Source organism: Anaerocolumna cellulosilytica, assembly GCF_014218335.1.
GTDB classification, from domain to species: domain Bacteria; phylum Bacillota; class Clostridia; order Lachnospirales; family Lachnospiraceae; genus Anaerocolumna; species Anaerocolumna cellulosilytica.
In genome coordinates, this window is sequence record NZ_AP023367.1 from 5,379,846 (window position 1) to 5,397,919 (window position 18,074).

Genomic DNA, 18,074 nt, shown 5'->3' on the forward strand with positions numbered 1-18,074 from the left:
TCAGGGTGCTCCCAATTATTCTGTTTATTCATCATCTAAGTGAGAGGACTTTCCCTCTTTCATTTCAAGCATTTCTAAGGCTCTTAATTCATCATCTATTGCAAGTTTTTCTTTTTTCTTCCTTGCTTTGAATTTTAAAGTAGATGCTTTATATTCTCTAACTTCTTTTTCATCATTTTCCAGTGTCACTATCACCTTAACTATCTGTTTTAAAACAATCACGCTTTGTACTTCACCTTTTAAGCCATCCGCAGTAGTAACCGTATCACCTACATTCGGAAGTTTGCTGTTCAGTTCTTCATATGCCTCTTCCTCATTTTTAAGGCAGCACATCAACCTTCCGCAAACTCCGGATATTTTGGTAGGATTTAAGGATAAGTTCTGTTCCTTTGCCATTTTGATAGATACAGGTGCAAACTCAGATAAATGAGTATGGCAGCATAGCGGCCTGCCACAGATACCAATACCGCCAACTACCTTCGTTTCATCTCGGACACCGATTTGACGAAGTTCAATTCTGGTTTTAAATACAGATGCCAAATCCTTTACCAGTTCACGAAAGTCAATTCTGCCATCAGCGGTGAAGTAAAACAATACTTTGTTATTATCAAAGGTATATTCTGAATCAATCAGCTTCATTTCAAGACCATGTTTTTTAATTTTTTCTAAACATATCTGAAAGGCTTCTTTTTCTTTTACTTTGTTTCTCGCTTCAACGTCATTATCCTCCGGCGTAGCAGACCTTATCACAGGCTTTAAAGGCTGAATAATTTTACTTTCTTCCACATCTCTAGGGCCGATTACCACCTTTCCGTACTCCACTCCCCTTGCAGTTTCCACGATAACATTGTCCCCCTGATTTATCTCAAAACCGGCAGGGTCAAAAAAATATATTTTTCCGGCGCTTCGGAATCTTACACCGATTACATTAATCATATCAGTTCTCCTTTATGGTAAGTAACATTAATTCAATTGCAATATCAAAATTAACGTTAGCATTTAATCGAATTTTGGCTTTTTCAACAGCCGCTATAATCTGTTCTATACCCTCATAGCTTTTAATGCTGGCTTGTTTTGATATGTCCATAGATTCACTTTTATATGTCAATAGATTAATATCCTTTGTTACCTTATACATCAGTATGTCCCGATACCAAAGAATAATTAAATCCAAATAATCGTCTATCCGTTCCTTCTGTTCTGAAATTCGCTTTAAACCGTCTATAATTTCATACAGCTCCATGTCATCAATATATTTCAACAAATGAAGTACTTCTGTCTTCAACTCACCAAACTCCTCTGATGATGCATATTTAATAGCTTTTCCTACATTACCCTGAGAAAAAACTGCACTTAGCTCTGCCTGGTAATCAGGAATTTTATAATTTAACATTAGAAATTGTCTGATAGCCTCCTTATCCACTGCCTTTAATTTTAAGGTCACACACCGGGATAATATGGTTGGCAAAAGAGCACTCAGATTATTCGTTAATAAAAGTATAATTCCATAAGAGGGCGGGGATTCGATTGTCTTTAATAAAGCATTTTGTGCCTGCTCTGTCAACCGTTCCGCCTCATCTATAATATAAATTTTATAAAGACTGCTATAGGGCTTTATTAAAATATCATTGTTTATCTGAATTCTAACATCATCAACACCTATACTTGCCTTTTCGTGAGTAACCCTTTTAATATCCGGGTGATTTCCCGATTCCGCCTGTAAACAGGAACGGCATACACCGCAGTCCTCCCTGTTATCTAACCGGGATTCACATTGAAGCGCTTTTGTAAAGGCATCCGCCAGCATATTCTTTCCTGAACCGTCTTCTCCGGCTAAAATATATGCATGGGAAACCTTATCCATTGCAATTGCAGTTTTTAAATGTTGTATGATTTGTTCATGCCCTACTACCTGATTAAATTTTTGCAAACACAGCACCTCGCTTCCATTATGCAAAGATATCAAGCAGAATTCCTCTGATTTCATCTATCTTATTCAGTATTGCTATGGTATCCTTTTCTTCCTTTATCAACTCCATGGCTAATTCATCCAGATTCTTATCGAGAAGTTTTATCATACCGTATACACGATGGCGTCCCCTTCGGTCAAGAAAGTTCTCACGGCTGAATTTGTGGGATCTGTTTACAATCTCATTCATAAAATCTTTAATGAGCTGGCGGTACCTTCTCATATCCCGTACATCCATGTGTTTCCCTAGACGTTTTCCCTGTTGAACAATATCTTCCATTAAAACGGTTAGTCTTGCTTGCAGCTCTTGCTCTTGTATATTGCTGATAAGGGTAAACTTAAAAGAGCCGTCCGCTTCCGGCAGAGGAGCTTTTTGTTCTACTTGATTTACGGGTTGTAGTTGATTTACTTTAATGTCCATACTAAACTCCCATCTGTGTGCTTTACACACGCATTGACTAGGATATGAGAATATATTACTCATCTTCTCACTGCCTGTAACTTCGCGTACGTATTCCCTTTTGTATTTCACTGGCAACCTTTAAAATCCCCCTTAAAAAATCTCACAAAAGCAGGCTGTCAGTACTTTTTAAATCTTACAATACTGATACTTTATTATAACATAAAGGTCGTTTAATTTATAGGAAAATTTTAATGTATGTCAATATCTTCCTTAATTGTTTTTTGTATAACTGCTGCTACTTCACTTAGACATATTCTTATATCTTCATTATCATAGCCTTTCATGATTTTAAGGTGTTTTAACTTATCTTCGCTAAAGTCCTCTTCATCTGCTAAGTACCTTCTGCATAGCTCAGAATATTTGGGATTTACCTGGCTTTTCTCTCGAGCTAATGCCCGCTCAAGACGCAACCCGTCATTCACCTTAAGATAAATAGGTACAACCTTATCCGCCCCATAATAGTTCCTAATCTGCTCATAAGTAATGAGTGTACCTATCATAAGATAGCTGCCTGCTGACAAATCAATCTGTCCATCATCCGCTGTAAAGTAATCCCAGATTCCATGCATGGTATGGTATGCCCTGTGTTCAATAATCTTATTATTTTCCTGAAACCAATGAAGCTTAGCCTTATCAACAAAATAATACGCTTCACCTTCTCTTTCTCCATCACGTATTGGGCGGGTTGTATACCCCACTACAGACTTTAAAGATAGACCGTGATACTCTTTTAGTTTTTTGAAAAGAGTATCCTTCCCGGTGGCACTTTTCCCCATAATAACAAACAACTTGGACATTTTGTATTTCCTTTCACGGCATTTTCTTGTATTCTCAAACCAAAACCTTTATCTGTTCACATTTCATATCCTCCGTTCCTTGGAGGGACAGACCGGACTTTTTATATTCCAGTATGTTAGACAACATCTCTGTTGTAATTCTCTCCCCCGGTACTAAGAGAGGAATCCCCGGAGGATAAAGGTATAAATACTCAGCGGAGATAGAACCGACGCTGTCAGTCAGAGCCAGGACTTTGTTCTTATATTCATAAGCCTGATAGCAGGTCATAACAATCTCAGGAAGCCCAAAGGTTAGATTGGGCTGATTTTTTGAACCTTCTGTCTCCTTTGGCTCTTTAAGCTCTCTGTCAATCTCAAGAACAGCTTTTGTAAATCTTGTAAAACCTTCTTTGGTATCTGCAATGCTTGTCATGCCAAGTACATAATCCTTTGAAACCAGTTCCATCTGTATTTTATAACGGTTTAACAGAACCTGATACAATTCCGTACCGCTTATGGCAGTATTTTTTACGGATAAAGTAAGTTTAGAAGGATCAAAGCCAAAAAAGCCTTCTTGCTTAATTATTGTATCGGTTAAAATCTGAATATTCTTACACTTACTAAGCGTCTCATATAATAGCTTTAATTCGTCACGATATCCTGAAAACAACTCCTCTCTTCTGGTTTCAAGCAACTTCACACACTGCTCAATGCCTGACATTAATATATATGACGGACTACTGGTCTGGTAAATGGCCAGCAATCTCTTAATCTCACTATAATTAACCCGTTCGCCGTTGATATGAAGCAATGCCGTCTGCGTAAATGCCGGAAGAGTCTTATGGATACTGTGAATGACAACATCCGCTCCCTGCTGTATGGAAGAAGGTGGAAATCCCTCCGTAAATCCCAAATGAGCACCATGCGCTTCATCAACCAACAAAGGAACACCAAACTTATGGGCTATTTCTGCGATAGCCTTTACATCTGAAACAATTCCTTCATAAGTGGGCGAAGTAATAACTACGCATGTTATGTCCGGCTCTTTTATCAACATTTCTTCTATTTTTTCAGGTGAAATTCCACCGTTTACACCAAAGGAAGGTATTACTGGTGGATAAATATACACCGGATACAATTCTTTAAGATACATCGCATGGTACACAGACTTATGGCAGTTTCTTGCTACCAATATTTTATCCCCTTTTTTTGTACAGGCGGATATTCCCGCCAAAATACCCGCAGTACTCCCTCCAATTAGATAATGACAAGCCTTTGAGCCATAGAGCTTCCCACATCTTTCCATGCTTTCTTTTAGCATTCCCTCTGCATGATGAAGATTATCAAAGCCATCTATTTCTGTTATATCAATCGAGTAAGGATTCACCATCTTTAATAAAGCTTGGTTTCTTTTATGCCCGGGCATATGCATTGGATAATAGCCCTCTTCTTTATATTCTAACAAACTATCGTATAAATTCATTTTGACAACATAAACTCCCATCTGTGTGCCTTAAGCACTCCTTTATTGTACTCAAAACCCATAGTATATTCAATCTTTTTGTGTAAAATCACGCGATAATCCAACTTATAGAAATCTTTTATTTTTTTCTAAAAAGAGTTATACTGTATTTGAATTATTCAGTTGAAAGAAAATACAATAAGAAAGGGTAGCCACAGAAATTCTTTCAACTTTTAGGGTATATCTGAAGACGGTTCTTAAAAGAACATTTCATTGAATATTCAGACACACCTTAGTGGCGGTATCGCAGAAAACTGCGGTATGAAATGGGTAAAAAAATGAAAGTTTTACTTATTAACGGAAGTCCCAAAGTTCACGGTTGTACATATACTGCTTTGGAAGAAATAGCCGGAGAACTGCAAAAACAGGGAATTGACACAGAAATATTCCATGTAGGAAACAAACCCATCAGAGGCTGTATCGGCTGTGGCGTCTGTCGCAGTCTATCAGGCAAATGTACTTTTGATGATGATACAGTAAACGTTGCTTTACTTAAAGCAAAGGAAGCAGATGGCTTTATCTTTGGCTCCCCGGTGCATTATGCTGCTGCCTCAGGACAGATAACTTCCTTCTTAGACCGCTTTTTCTTTGCTGGAAGCGGATATCAGTATAAACCCGGAGCGGTCATTTTAAGCTGTCGAAGAGGAGGCTCCACCGCTGCCTTTGACCAGCTAAATAAATACCTTACAATATCCTCCATGCCGGTAGTCTCTTCTCAGTATTGGAACATGGTACATGGCAATACCCCCGAAGAAGTTAAGCAGGATTTAGAAGGCATGCAAACCATGCGTACTTTAGGTAAAAATATGGCGTGGCTATTAAAATCCATTCAGGCTGGAAAAGAAGCCGGAATCAGCTTGCCGGAAGAAGAAGAAAGGCTGCGTACTAATTTTATACGTTAGGATTTATTTGAGAGACTCTATATTAACTTATAAAGTTTGTTTTACTATAAGAAAACCACCTTGATAGGTGGTTTTCTTATAGTGAAATTATTTGTATTTGAAACTATATTTTTAACCAAACTTCAAACTATCTTTGGCTAGAGCGTAACATAGACATAAAAAAGTACAATACATAGGGCTCATCCTGAGATTAAATCCTATGTATCGTCGTTATCTATTTATCTAAACCAACTTTATTATAAGTAATAAAAAATACGGCACCGGATAATACAATCCATATAAAGATTACCAAAAACGGCATTATCCCACCATCTGATAGACTTCCGGTTTCAAATAGCTGCTTAAATAGCAGATTCATATTATAGTTGGGTGTAAATTTAGCTATATTTTTCATTCCTTCATTCAGGTCTGCAAAGGCAGGAATGAGTAACAGCAGCATCAGAACAGGCATGCCTATAACTCCTGTTGCCATCTGATTGGGTGATAGTATGCCGATAACTGCTCCAATTTCAATCATACAGATAACCACCAGGAAGGATATTACCAAAAACCCGACTAGGAATCGCACATCAAATTCCATAATAAAAAATATGAGTACGTTGGTTATTTGAGATATGATAAATGTTACCAATACTTTCCCTGCTAAAAATTCAGGTGCAGATACTCCTGACAATAATATGGTACGTAATGTATTCTTTTCTTTTTCTTCTGCGATTAGCATAGCTATAACAAAACTGCATACCATAATCAGATTCATATTAAAACACATGTTAAAAATCATCATTTTAGATGAAATGTCATTACCATACAAACCAGAAAATATATTATTATATATTACACTAAATAAAATCGGAAGCAAGCACATTACTAGTACATTGGAGTTTTTCAGAAAACTCTTCATTTCTTTTTTTGTTAATGCCTTTACTCTTTTGATTGAAAAATTCATTATAATTCCCTCCCGGTTAACATAAGAAATATTTTTTCTAAAGTAGGTTCCTCTGAATGAACGGAACGCAATTTCTTTTCTTTCATCCACTGCATTATTTTTTCACCGGTTTTTGGACAATTTTTTAAATGTAGTTTCTCTGTGTTGTCGTTAAGAATCACTGTGATATCATCTGTAATATATTTTAATTTTAAATCAGACGGTTTACCGCATTCAACGATTTCACCGTTGTTTAAGAAAGCAACCCTATGACAAAGCTTATCTGCTTCGACCATATTATGTGTAGTTAAAAATATTGTAGTTCCCTCTGCATTTAAAGATTTTAAAAGTTTATGGATTTCAAGAGTAGTACCAGGATCTAAGGCTGCCGTTGGTTCATCTAAGAATAAAAGCTTTGGTTTATGAAGCACTGCTCTTGCAAGCATAAGTCGCTGCTTCATACCTTTTGACAGTTTCCTTCCTTCTGTTTTCTTAGCCTCATGTAACCCAACTTTCTCTAACACTTCTGCTATTCTCTCTTTGGATATATCATAGAGCTCTGCAAATAACACCATATTATCCCATACAGATAACCGATCATAGATACCACTGTTATCACTAAGTATACCTATATTATCAAATATGAACTTTTTATTAGCATATACTTCTTTTCCTAATACATTTACTTTACCGGAGGAAGGTAAGAGCTGACCTGTGAGTAATTTAATAGTAGTCGTTTTACCTGCACCGCTAGGTCCTAAGAAACCAAATATCTCACCTTCTTCTATTTTTACGTTTACATCTCTTAGTGCTTCCTTTTCATCGAAATTCTTTCTTACCTTTTCCATATCAACTATGTGGTTCATGTTTTTAACTCCTTTCGGTTCTCATGAACACATTATGCTTCCGGAAAGAAGCTTTTGCATTATATTCTCCTTCAATAGAGCAATCTATAGTCTTACGGGAGAAATTTTGACCTGAAAACTGCATTTTTTACGCTGAATGGAGCAAAAAACAAGCTGAAACTTTCTCAACGCACTCAGCTCAATCCCTTTATATAGATGAAATCAACTTCTACTCTCAATTACAACTTTAGAATAGTTTTTAATTCCTCTAATCTCCCTTTCGATAAAGGAATGGAGCTTTTCACTTTATCTTCCAGATTAAGACTGTAGCTATTCCTTGTCCAGGTTACTACTTCCCTCACCCGTTGAAGATTGACAAGGTAAGAACGATGGCTTCTAAAGAAACCAAAACAGACTAACCTCTCTTCCAGTTCTGTTAAGGACAAATTACAGGGAAACCTTTCACCACGGATAAATAAGTAACTGCTGCCCTCTTCACTCTCGATATAATCGATTTCTTTTGGATCAAACAGAAGAATTTTATCTTCAATTTTTGCTGATATCTTTTCAAGAGTATAGGTACTCTTATTATCAACGGTTAATGACTTCTCCTCTTTCGCTTTCTCTTCCTTATTATCTATCTCTCTGCAACCGTCTTCATCCAGCCGATATGCTTTGTCGCCTACTAATATAGCATCTTTTAAGTACACAGAGGTTATTAAAAGAGCCGTTCCTCCATTACTTAACTCCTGTATGCCTTCCATAACCAGCTTCGCTCCTCCTCTATCCATGTTAAGAATTGGCTCCTGAAGCAGTAATAAAGTCGGTTTTTTTAGCATTTCCCTGGCTAAGCTTACCCTCCTTTTCTCAGAATAATTAAGCTTATGTATTTTCGTATTACCAATATCTAATAGTCCGAACTTTAACATAGTAGCTTTATAGTCTACACCCTTAGAGAATAGTTCGTGAAAGAATCTTAAATATCCTTCAATGGACATGTTTTCATAAAGCGGGTCTTCTTTTAATATTACTCCTATGGAACCGTTCTTCTCTTTCATAAATTTCTGGGGAGGAATACCCTCAATTAAAATTTCACCCCGTGTGGGTAATTCCTTACCAAGAATCAACTCAAAAATCAGTTTCCCTATTTCATTGCTGCACTCTATACTAAGAGAGCTGCCTTTTTCTACACATATATCCAGTCCATTAATACTCTGATTTTTCATATCCTTAAACAGATTCTTAATCGCTAACATCGTAATTCCTTCCACTTTACTGGTATACCATCACCATAAATTTTTATGCTCTTTATAATACCAATTTATAAGTTCATTCCCTATAATACAAATTGATATTATAAATTAATAGCATAATTTTATACTAGAAACAAGTCCTACGGAATACATTAACTAAAATAAAGTATTTTTTCTTTTCCAAACCGTTTATCTATTTCATGTAACAGCCATGCTTCCCCCTCTGACCTTAGATCTGCTCTGTAACAATATTTACCCATTCCTCTTCCCTTCATTAAGTCTTTATCATACAGCTCAATCGCTTCGGGAAAAGCTTCATTATTAATCTTACGGTGTACAAAACTGTAAGTCATAAAAATAATCTCAAGAAACATCTGCTTTTTCACCTTTTCAGAAAGTTGCTCTTGTAACAAATCTAAAAGACCAGTGTACAGCTCCTTCCAATTATCCAGTAATATTACGGGTGCAATTAGTATCCCTACTGTATAATCTGCTTCTGCCATCTTATTAATTGCTTCTATTCTTTTCATCAAAGAAGCGGTTCCTACTTCAATACTTTGAATAATATATTGAGGATTGACAGACATACGAAAGATAACCCTTCCTTTATGATCAAGAGGAAGAAGGGAGTCTATCATATTAAATTTAGTTGGAAAAGTAATTTTCCCTTTTTTACTCTTGAGAAAATTCTCTACAATCCATGGCATATTGCCGGTTATGGTATTCTCAAGTACCAGGTCACTGTTACTGCCGATTTCAAAGGTCAAATCCCTGTCGCTTTTTTCTGAATATCGTATTAATCGATCCATCATTTGTTCCCGGTTAACAAATATTCTTAAATATGAACATTTATTATAATTACATACTAGATAACAATAAAGACACATAGCCGTACAGCCGGAGGAGGTAAAGGGAACCAAATAGTCTGATACCTTATGATTTTCAGAATATTTATGGGTTTTTCTTGTACCTATAATTAATAATGATTTCATACCTGCGAATTCTGAGTTCTCTTTTGTTCGTAATTCTTCTATATTATTATGACTTTCAATAGGGACCCAGGCTATATCACCGTACTTTTCTTTTAACTCTCTGCCAAGCTGATAATTTAAGGACTCGGGTTCATAATATATTTTTGAAGGTCGCATCCTCTTTCCTGCCTTTCTTAAAACATTTAATTTAAGAAATAGTATCTGCACAAACCTTCGTATTAGACATACAGTATATGGAACCTTGATAAAAGACATTCTATAATAGCTTTTTATAGGTCATGTCAATGAAAAATGCACCTAAAGGTGCTGTTAGTAAAATAGCCAAAACAGCAACCGTTAGTACAATTTTTCCGCAATTTAGTCCCATTGCTAATGGTATTGTTCCAATGGCTGCCTGCACTGTTGCCTTTGGAATATACGAAATCATACAAAACATTTTTTCCTTACGTTTTAGTTCCGTTTTAATAAAGCATACATATACTCCCACACTACGAAATACCAAGGCAATTAGTATCATTGCAATGGCGCTAAAGCCTGCCTTCATGGCATAATTAATATCGATTGCCGTTCCCACCAAAATAAAAAGTAAAATCTCAGCTCCCGCCCAAAGACTTGAGAATTTAATAGAGAGCCTGCCTGCAATTTCTTTATTGTTTTGAAAAAGAGTTCCTCCCACAGTCATAATAGCAAGCAACGCTGAAAAAGGAAGAATACTCTTTTGTTCTGCCCATAATAAAATAAAAGACACACTCAGCATAGCAATAACCTTTAACGAATCCCTTAAGTGCATTATATAGAATACTTTATTTAATAAAATACCCGTAATAATTCCTATAAAAACCCCACTGATAACAGCTATTGGAATTCCTGCAAAGGATAGCAGGGACACTTGCTCTCCGGTCGCCAGTGAAGTGAAGGATGTAAAAAGAACAATAACAAATATATCATCAACCGAAGCTCCCGCCATTATAAGTTGAGGAACTCCTTTTTTAGTACCGTATCCCTCTTCTGTTAACTTTAACATCCTTGGCACAATAACAGCTGGGGAAACAGCAGCCATTACTGCACCCATTATGGCTGCTTCCAATACTGTAATATGCAGTAATTTGGGTGCCATAAGAATATAACCTGTAATTTCAAAACAAGCCGGTAAAAAACACATAAGCAAGGCCGGTCTGCCAACCTTTTTTAAGTCCTTAAGATTCATAGCCAATCCGGCTCTGGTTAGAATGATTACTAAAGCAATCTGCCTTAATTCCCCAGAGATAGACAATACGGTTTTATCAATTATATTTAAGACATGAGGACCTAAAAGAACACCTGCAAATAGCATTCCCACTAACGCAGGAATCCTCAGTCTTTTTGCAGCCTCCGAAAAAATAAGCCCGAATAATAACATAATTCCTAAACTAGTTAACATAAAATAGTCATACCCTTTCCGATAGAATCTATCCACCTAAATTTTTATTTCTTACCAGGAATAAAAACAAAAAAGCTGATACCTCCTGTGAATTATCACAGAAGTCATCAGCTAAAGAGCGGTTTTGGTTTCCCACGGGAGAACTTCATTCCCTATATAATCTTTACTATAACACAACTATGTGGAAAATTCAATCTCTAGAACCTTAAAGATTAATCGTAATTGAAGAAAAATACAAAAATAGGACCTATAGAATCTTTACATTGTAAAATATTCTGTGCTATTATAATAATGTATGCTTAAAACACAAAGGAGAGTAGGAAGATGAAACAAAAGAAAATATTACTAGCCATACTTGTTCTGGTAATGTTAACAGCTCTATCCGGTTGTAAAAAAAATGAATCCGCTTTTACCATCGGTACCTGGAACGAAAATGTATTTGAAAACACTTGGCTTAACATGAAATTTGAGATTCCAAAAGACTGGAGTCTCGCAACGGACGAAGAGATTGCACAATTAATGGATTTAGGAGCAGAAGCCATTGATTTAGAGGGTTCCGGCAGCGATTTATTAAAAAAAGTCGCAGAAATTAAAAACGTCTATGGCTTTTTAGCATATTCACCAGATTCAACCTCTAATATTCAGTTAGTTTATGAAAATCTGGCATTAACTCTTGGCGGTACGAAATACACAGAAAATGATTATATTGAATCCGTAACTAATCTTATGCTGAACAATTCTGCTATTGAATATACGGTTGAGGATCAAAGTACTGTTCAAATTGCAGGCAGAGATTTTGAACTCCTTAGATTATCTATCTATGAAGGAGCATATTATCAAGATTTCTACTGTCATAAAGTTGATAATTACATGGTAAATATCGTTGCAAGCTATTTGGCAGATAATCAAGAAGATATGAAGGATATTCTATCCAAAATTACTGTTTTTGATAAATAGAAGGGGTTTTTGGTCTTTCCATAAAGTAAAGGGTTGCAGCAAGACAACTTGTGGCAACCCTTTTTATTAACATTTCCCTTTTCCATCCAGAGAGCAGGCATTCACTTCTAAGTTTGTTTCTGTTTGTTCCGGAGCACTTATTTCTTTACTTTTTCCACTTTCTGAATCCAGGAAATCGGATACCTGAAAGGTTTTTGTTCCATCCTCTAGAATAAAGAACGGAATCCCAATTCTGCCTTCTTTTATTACCTCAGCAAACATGGCTTCATGGTCACGATATGCTAAAAACTCTTTTAATCGTGCTGTACTTTCTGTAATATTTCTATAATCTAATTCAATGTCTGGACGTTTGCTTAACTGTTCTTTCGCTTTCACACATCCCGGACAAATTTCAGCTCCATACATTAAAACTTTCATTATGCAACCTCCTTTGTTGTTAATACTTATAACTTAACAGAAATTCTTAATTAATTCAAGAAGAGGATTTTAAAAGATATCTTTTCTACTAAATATATGACTAACAAAAAAGCCCTAACCCAACAGCTCATACGTCTGTCAAACTAGGACTTTACAATGCGCCTCCAGGGGCTCGAACCCTGGACACCCTGATTAAGAGTCAGGTGCTCTACCAACTGAGCTAGAAGCGCTTAAATTTCGAACGCAAAATTGATTATATAGTATCATGAAACAAATTGCAAGTATTTTTTCATATTTTTTTTATTTTTCTTTAAAGATTTTATAATATTTGTTTAAAAAATGTAAAAAAGAATATAAAACCGTCATTAAAAGCTCGAAACACAAACAAATGTTCGAATTAATCATTTTGAACACTCTTTTGCTTCCATTGTATATACAACAGGTGTACTTTCAATCATCTTTTAAAAAATAACAAAATATCATGAAAGTAACACCTGCTGCCAAATTATTTTATTTGATTCAACTTATCAACAACCTGATTTTTGGAAATAGCACCAACAACCGTATCCACTACTTCCCCATTCTTAACAAACAAAAGCGTAGGAATAGACATTACTCTATACTGGCTGCTAATTCCAGGTGCTTCATCAACATTTAATTTACCGATTTTTACAGTTCCTTCATATTCTCCTGCAAGTTCTTCAATAACAGGAGCCATCATTTTGCATGGTCCGCACCAATCTGCATAAAAATCAATTAAAACGGGGATATCTGATTTAAGTACCTCTGTTTCAAAATTCTCGTCTGTAAATTTAAAAGCCATTCAAATTCCTCCTTAATTTATCACTTAGTATTTTTTATTAATCTATTCGTATATAGAATGCCTATTACCCAAAGGTTTATACCCCTAAAAATTCAACTGTTATTTTTAGGTTTTTGATTTTTTCCTTTACCAACTATGGATTGTACTTCATCCCAGGAATTTTTTAATTGCAGAGCCTTTTTATTAAGTTCCATATTTCCGCCTAATGCCTTTGAAAGTTGATATTTTATTGACTTTTTCATAGATTGATACCCAAAGATTATTATTACTATAGCTTATTAATATAAACCCTATATTATCCCATGGAACTTGCATCAAATATCAAAAATACTTTTCCTTGATTGCGCTATATTTTTATCTGAAGGCAACCAGACGATGTATCGGATTTCCCATGGAAGAAAACTTTTCTTCATACTCTGTCATAACATTCCCTAAAGCGTATTCACTGTGATGCAAGTCATAAGTATGGTTCTTAAGTTTCCACCCCGCGATTGCTACTTCTTCTAATGAAAAATCAAATAACAAACGATTATCGGTCTTAAATACAACTTCACCGTCTCTCCTTAACATCCTGTTATATCTTTCAAAAAATTCTTTCGAGGTCAGTCTCCTTTTGGCATGACGATCCTTTGGCCAGGGATCCGAAAAGTTAAGATAAATTCTAGCTATTTCTTCTTCTGCGAAGATATCATTGATATATTCTGCATCAAACCGTATAAAACACAAATTATCTATTTCTAATTCTTTCCTTTTATCTATGGCGCGGATTAGAACACTAGAATATTTTTCAATTCCAATATAATTTATATTGGGATTTTCCTGTGCCAGCTGACAGATAAACTTTCCTTTTCCCATACCTATTTCTATATGAATGGGATTATTATTTCCAAAGAATAAATTCCACTTTCCTTTGTGGCTTTCAGGTTCCTGTACTACAAATTCATTTGCAGCAATTGCTTCTCTTGAACCTCTTACATTTCTTAACCTCATACTGTATGTCTCCTACTGTCACCCATGCCTTAGAACGTTTTTCCTAATTGGTTGACACTATATTTTATTGTTTTATTATAACACAGAAGCTTTTAAAGACAAGTGATTTTTCCTCTGTTAAAACAAGCTCTTGAAACCCTCTATTCCTCAACAAAAATAAATACCTAAGAAAATATTTATAGTTTCTTAATAATTATTAGGCTAAACACCTTAAATATTTTCAAAAAACCATCGAAATTTGTATATTTTCACGATGGAAATTTTAAAAGTTTGTAGTATGATATAGTCTGTGCAAGCGACCAATAAACTTACTTTTTATTCCCACTAAAAAAAAGGTCTAATGGAACTGCTTGTAATGTATCAGGTTATTTCTTTTACTTTTACATATAATAAAAGAATAAACCAAGAAAAATACCAGGAGGATATAGGATGGAAAATGTGATTGACCTTTTACATGACATAGAGGAAAAAGCAAATCAGATTATCAAGCGTGCTAATGAAGAAAAAGTTAAGCTGCAAGAAACTTTAAAAAATGACCTAGAAAAGCTTGATAAAGAAATCACTGATGACACAAATGCTAAACTGCTTGTCCTAAAGACTCAGATGGATAAAGATTTATCTACCGAAAAGCAAGCTCTAATTGATGATTGCAACAAACAGCTGTCCGATATGGAGAAAAGATTCATACAGAACCATAATTCTCTTGTCAATGGTATAATTCAGCAAATAGTGAGTGAATAACTACTTTCAGGAGGTTATGTTGAAAAACAAAGCTTATTTTCAACATCCTGACTTGTACATGCACAAGTACAAATAGTGCTAAAGCACCAGATGGGAGTTTCTTATGAACAATTTATTATCCTATAGTGGAATTATAACAAAGGCAAAGGCTATGGAAGCCAAGATTATCAGTGTAAAAGATTATCAGGCGATTTCAAATCTGGAATCAACGGGAGATTTTATCTCGTATCTAAAAATTCATGCAGGTTATCGTGATGTGTTTAATGGGATTGATGAGCAAGGCACCCATAGAAGCCAGGCAGAGGGTATATTTATTCATGGTTTATATCAAGAATTTTCAAAATTATACCAGTTCGCTAATTTGGAACAGCGTAAAGTACTAGATTTATTCTTCTTTCGCTATGAAATCAACATATTAAAAGCTTGCATGCACATGGTCTATAATCAGGCTGCCAATTACGATTTAAGTTTGTTCAGTGATTTTTTTCATAAACACTCTAAACTTAACGTAAAAGCTTTAGCTGCTGCAAAGAACATGGAAGAATTTATTAATCTTCTAAAAGGTACTGAGTATCATGCGTTACTTACCAATATTCAAAAAACAGAAATTACATCATTTGACTATGAAATGAAACTGGATGTTCACTACTTCATGAAATCCTGGAAGTTAAAGGATAAATTACTTAAGGGAGACAATCTGAAGGCTCTTACCAGTTCCTTGGGAACTGAAATAGACTTATTAAATATTATATGGCTGTTCCGTTCAAAGAAGTTTTATGCCCTGCATACTTCTGACAGTTACTCCTATATCATACCAGTGACTTATAAGTTAACGAAGGATAAATTAGTTAAAATGATGGAAACTTCTACAATGGAAGAATTCATTGCAGTATTGAATACTACCCATTACGCAACCTTAAGTCCTTCCCTGTTGGATGGTTCCATAGAAATCTTTTACCAGAAGGTGATTTCTAAAATATACGAAACTAATAAAATGCAGTACCCTACTTCTATGGCACCTATCGGATATTACTTATTAAAAAAAGAAAATGAAGTACGGAAACTAACTACTGCCCTAGAGTGTATTCGATATAAATTGGATCCTCAGGATACGCTAAAATATGTTTTACAATAATAAGAATCGGAGGTGCAAAAAGTGATTGAAAAAATGAAGTTTTTGAGTATAACAGGTCCCAGAAGTGAATTCGACCGCGTTGTAAATGTATATCTTTCCAAATACGAAGTACATTTAGAAAATGCATTGTCCGAACTAAAGTCTGTTCATGATTTAAAACCCTTTGTAGAAATTAACCCCTACAAAGATGTCTTTAGCAAATCACAAGAACTAGTTGACCGGTTTGACAAAGAAACACCAGCCGTGGATAAAGATATGACTCCTTCTATGGCTTCCGCAGTAATTAATTCAGCTTCTCACGAACTAGAAGATTTGACCGATAAGAAAAAAAGCCTAAAGGTGGAACGTGACCATCTGACCGAATTGATAAAAAAAATTGAACCCTTCCGCCATCTGGATTATGCAGTAGATAAAATCCTTGATTTTAAATTTATTAAATTCAGATTCGGCAGGATATCCCATGAGTATTACAACAAATTCTCAAAATTTGTATATGACAGCCTGACAACCTTATTTTTTGAATGTGACAGCGATTCTGAATATGTTTGGGGTGTATACTTTGTTCCCGGTTCTCAACATGAAAAGATTGATGCGATTTACTCTTCTCTTCACTTTGAGCGAATTTTTATTCCTGCTGAGTATGAAGGTACCCCTGAAGAGGCTTATCGATTAATCTCCAGGAAAAAAGATGCTGTTGTAGAAAAAATTAAAGAAATCGATGACCAGATAAAAGAGCGTTTAAATTCAAAGGCGGTCGATATTCTGGCTGCTCATGAGGTACTTAAAGCCTTCAACAGCAACTTTGATGTTAGAAAGCTTGCTGCCTGTACAAGAGATTCCAACAGTGATTCTTTCTATTTTATCCTGTGCGGCTGGATCACAGAAAAAAACGTAGCTTCTCTTGTAAAAGACATTGATAACGATGCCAACATCTACTGTATGTTAGAGGATGATTACGAGGGTATCACTGCAAAGCCGCCTACAAAGCTTAAAAACTTTAAGTTATTTAAACCATTTGAAATGTTTATTAGCATGTACGGTCTTCCAGCCTACAACGAAATTGACCCTACATCTTTTGTAGCTATAACCTACTCCCTAATATTTGGTATTATGTTTGGAGATGTTGGCCAGGGCTTGTGCCTTGTTCTTGGTGGTGCTCTACTGTATAAGATAAAAAAGGTGCCTTTGGCAGCTATTGTATCCATTGCTGGTATATTTTCAACCATTATGGGATTTATGTACGGCAGCTTCTTTGGATTCGAACATGCCATTCCTACCGGGTGGTTAAAGCCTATGGAAAATGTAATGACCGTCCTTATGGTTGCGGTAGCTTTTGGTTCAATATTAATCATTATTGCTATGGTTATTAATATAATTAACGGTATTAAAGCAAAGGATGTTGAAAAAATATTTTTTGATACCAATGGTGTAGCCGGGCTTGTATTTTACGTAATGGCATTAGTCTGTGTATTATTAATATTTACAGGTCATGCACTGCCAGCAACTATACTTTTAGCTGTATTTTTCGGAATACCTTTACTGCTGATGTTTTTTAAAGAACCTCTTACCCACTATGTAGAGAAAAAGTCAAAAATTTTCCCAGACCAGAAAGGTATGTTCTTTGTAGAATCATTCTTTGAATTATTTGAAGTGGTATTAAGTTACTTAACCAACTCTATCTCTTTCTTACGTGTGGGCGCTTTCGCCTTAAGCCATGCGGCTATGATGGGAGTGGTAATGTTACTTGCAAATGTTGAATCGGGCAATCCAAATATCTTTATACTAATATTAGGTAACCTGTTTGTTGCAGGTATGGAAGGTCTGATTGTAGGTATCCAGGTTCTTCGTCTGGAGTATTATGAAATGTTCAGCCGTTTCTATAGAGGAACTGGTAAAGGTTTTAGACCATACAAAAGTAAATAATCATAAATTAGGAGGAAACAT

General features: G+C 35.4%; 19 protein-coding genes, 1 tRNA gene and 1 riboswitch. Of the genes, 5 read left to right on the forward strand and 15 right to left on the reverse strand.

The window, feature by feature from the left end; genetic code table 11:
- Positions 1–24: 24 nt before the first annotated feature.
- From acsn021_RS22485 to acsn021_RS22505, 5 genes are all read right to left on the reverse strand, one after another.
- Positions 25–936 carry a PSP1 domain-containing protein gene (locus tag acsn021_RS22485; RefSeq protein WP_184092803.1) on the reverse strand — a complete coding sequence of 304 codons (912 nt, stop codon included), beginning with the start codon at positions 934–936 and terminating at the stop codon, positions 25–27.
- A gap of 1 nt (position 937) precedes the next feature.
- Positions 938–1,930, reverse strand: a complete 993-nt coding sequence (locus acsn021_RS22490; RefSeq protein WP_243167862.1) for a DNA polymerase III subunit — start codon at positions 1,928–1,930, stop codon at positions 938–940.
- A 19-nt stretch (positions 1,931–1,949) separates the two neighbouring features.
- A complete protein-coding gene (locus tag acsn021_RS22495) occupies positions 1,950–2,390 on the reverse strand; it encodes a YaaR family protein (protein WP_184092805.1) in 441 nt (146 codons plus the stop codon).
- Positions 2,391–2,620: 230 nt separating this feature from the next.
- Positions 2,621–3,229, reverse strand: a complete 609-nt coding sequence (locus acsn021_RS22500; RefSeq protein ID WP_184092806.1) for a guanylate kinase — start codon at positions 3,227–3,229, stop codon at positions 2,621–2,623.
- A 34-nt stretch (positions 3,230–3,263) separates the two neighbouring features.
- Positions 3,264–4,691, reverse strand: a complete 1,428-nt coding sequence (locus acsn021_RS22505; protein WP_184092807.1) for an aminotransferase class I/II-fold pyridoxal phosphate-dependent enzyme — start codon at positions 4,689–4,691, stop codon at positions 3,264–3,266.
- A 317-nt stretch (positions 4,692–5,008) separates the two neighbouring features.
- On the opposite strand from acsn021_RS22505, the gene acsn021_RS22510 reads away from it, so the two are divergent.
- Positions 5,009–5,632, forward strand: coding sequence for a flavodoxin family protein (locus acsn021_RS22510; RefSeq protein WP_184092808.1), 624 nt, complete (start codon positions 5,009–5,011; stop codon positions 5,630–5,632).
- A gap of 214 nt (positions 5,633–5,846) precedes the next feature.
- Here acsn021_RS22510 and acsn021_RS22515 read toward each other — a convergent pair whose 3' ends face one another.
- The 5 genes from acsn021_RS22515 to acsn021_RS22535 all read right to left on the reverse strand — a co-directional run bounded on the left by acsn021_RS22515 (position 5,847) and on the right by acsn021_RS22535 (position 11,067).
- Positions 5,847–6,578, reverse strand: coding sequence for an ABC transporter permease (locus acsn021_RS22515; RefSeq protein ID WP_184092809.1), 732 nt, complete (start codon positions 6,576–6,578; stop codon positions 5,847–5,849).
- Entirely contained in the window at positions 6,578–7,423 is an 846-nt protein-coding gene (locus tag acsn021_RS22520) for an ABC transporter ATP-binding protein (protein ID WP_184092810.1), read from the reverse strand. Before acsn021_RS22520 ends, acsn021_RS22515 begins: the two co-directional genes overlap by 1 nt.
- A 218-nt stretch (positions 7,424–7,641) precedes the next feature.
- Positions 7,642–8,658, reverse strand: a complete 1,017-nt coding sequence (locus acsn021_RS22525) for a LytTR family transcriptional regulator DNA-binding domain-containing protein (protein ID WP_184092811.1) — start codon at positions 8,656–8,658, stop codon at positions 7,642–7,644.
- Between the two features lie 149 nt (positions 8,659–8,807).
- Positions 8,808–9,803, reverse strand: coding sequence for an SPL family radical SAM protein (locus acsn021_RS22530; protein ID WP_184092812.1), 996 nt, complete (start codon positions 9,801–9,803; stop codon positions 8,808–8,810).
- A 100-nt stretch (positions 9,804–9,903) separates the two neighbouring features.
- The gene (locus tag acsn021_RS22535) at positions 9,904–11,067 is read right to left on the reverse strand and encodes a cation:proton antiporter (protein WP_184092813.1); all 1,164 of its coding nucleotides are present in this window, start codon (positions 11,065–11,067) and stop codon (positions 9,904–9,906) included.
- Between the two features lie 91 nt (positions 11,068–11,158).
- Positions 11,159–11,229, reverse strand: a riboswitch (Fluoride riboswitch).
- Between the two features lie 162 nt (positions 11,230–11,391).
- Here acsn021_RS22535 and acsn021_RS22540 point away from each other — a divergent pair.
- Positions 11,392–12,024, forward strand: a complete 633-nt coding sequence (locus acsn021_RS22540; protein ID WP_184092814.1) for a hypothetical protein — start codon at positions 11,392–11,394, stop codon at positions 12,022–12,024.
- Positions 12,025–12,090: 66 nt separating this feature from the next.
- Here the strand turns inward: acsn021_RS22540 and acsn021_RS22545 are convergent, their stop codons facing one another.
- From acsn021_RS22545 to trmB, 5 genes are all read right to left on the reverse strand, one after another.
- Positions 12,091–12,441: a glutaredoxin gene (locus acsn021_RS22545; protein WP_243167863.1), complete on the reverse strand. Its 351-nt coding sequence runs from the start codon at positions 12,439–12,441 to the stop codon at positions 12,091–12,093.
- 157 nt (positions 12,442–12,598) lie between these two features.
- Positions 12,599–12,671, reverse strand: a tRNA-Lys gene (locus acsn021_RS22550).
- Between the two features lie 275 nt (positions 12,672–12,946).
- On the reverse strand, positions 12,947–13,264 hold the full coding sequence (gene trxA, locus acsn021_RS22555) for a thioredoxin (protein ID WP_184092815.1): 318 nt from the start codon (positions 13,262–13,264) through the stop codon (positions 12,947–12,949).
- Between the two features lie 92 nt (positions 13,265–13,356).
- Positions 13,357–13,506 carry a hypothetical protein gene (locus acsn021_RS22560; RefSeq protein WP_184092816.1) on the reverse strand — a complete coding sequence of 50 codons (150 nt, stop codon included), beginning with the start codon at positions 13,504–13,506 and terminating at the stop codon, positions 13,357–13,359.
- A gap of 112 nt (positions 13,507–13,618) precedes the next feature.
- Entirely contained in the window at positions 13,619–14,254 is a 636-nt protein-coding gene (gene trmB, locus acsn021_RS22565; protein WP_184092817.1) for a tRNA (guanosine(46)-N7)-methyltransferase TrmB, read from the reverse strand.
- A gap of 429 nt (positions 14,255–14,683) precedes the next feature.
- Here trmB and acsn021_RS22570 point away from each other — a divergent pair, with 429 nt between their 5' ends.
- From acsn021_RS22570 to acsn021_RS22580, 3 genes are all read left to right on the forward strand, one after another.
- Positions 14,684–14,995 (forward strand): hypothetical protein, encoded by a 312-nt coding sequence (locus acsn021_RS22570; RefSeq protein WP_184092818.1) that lies wholly within the window; start codon positions 14,684–14,686, stop codon positions 14,993–14,995.
- Positions 14,996–15,098: 103 nt separating this feature from the next.
- The gene (locus acsn021_RS22575; protein WP_184092819.1) at positions 15,099–16,130 is read left to right on the forward strand and encodes a V-type ATPase subunit; all 1,032 of its coding nucleotides are present in this window, start codon (positions 15,099–15,101) and stop codon (positions 16,128–16,130) included.
- A 21-nt stretch (positions 16,131–16,151) separates the two neighbouring features.
- The gene (locus acsn021_RS22580) at positions 16,152–18,053 is read left to right on the forward strand and encodes a V-type ATP synthase subunit I (protein WP_184092820.1); all 1,902 of its coding nucleotides are present in this window, start codon (positions 16,152–16,154) and stop codon (positions 18,051–18,053) included.
- Positions 18,054–18,074: the final 21 nt, after the last annotated feature.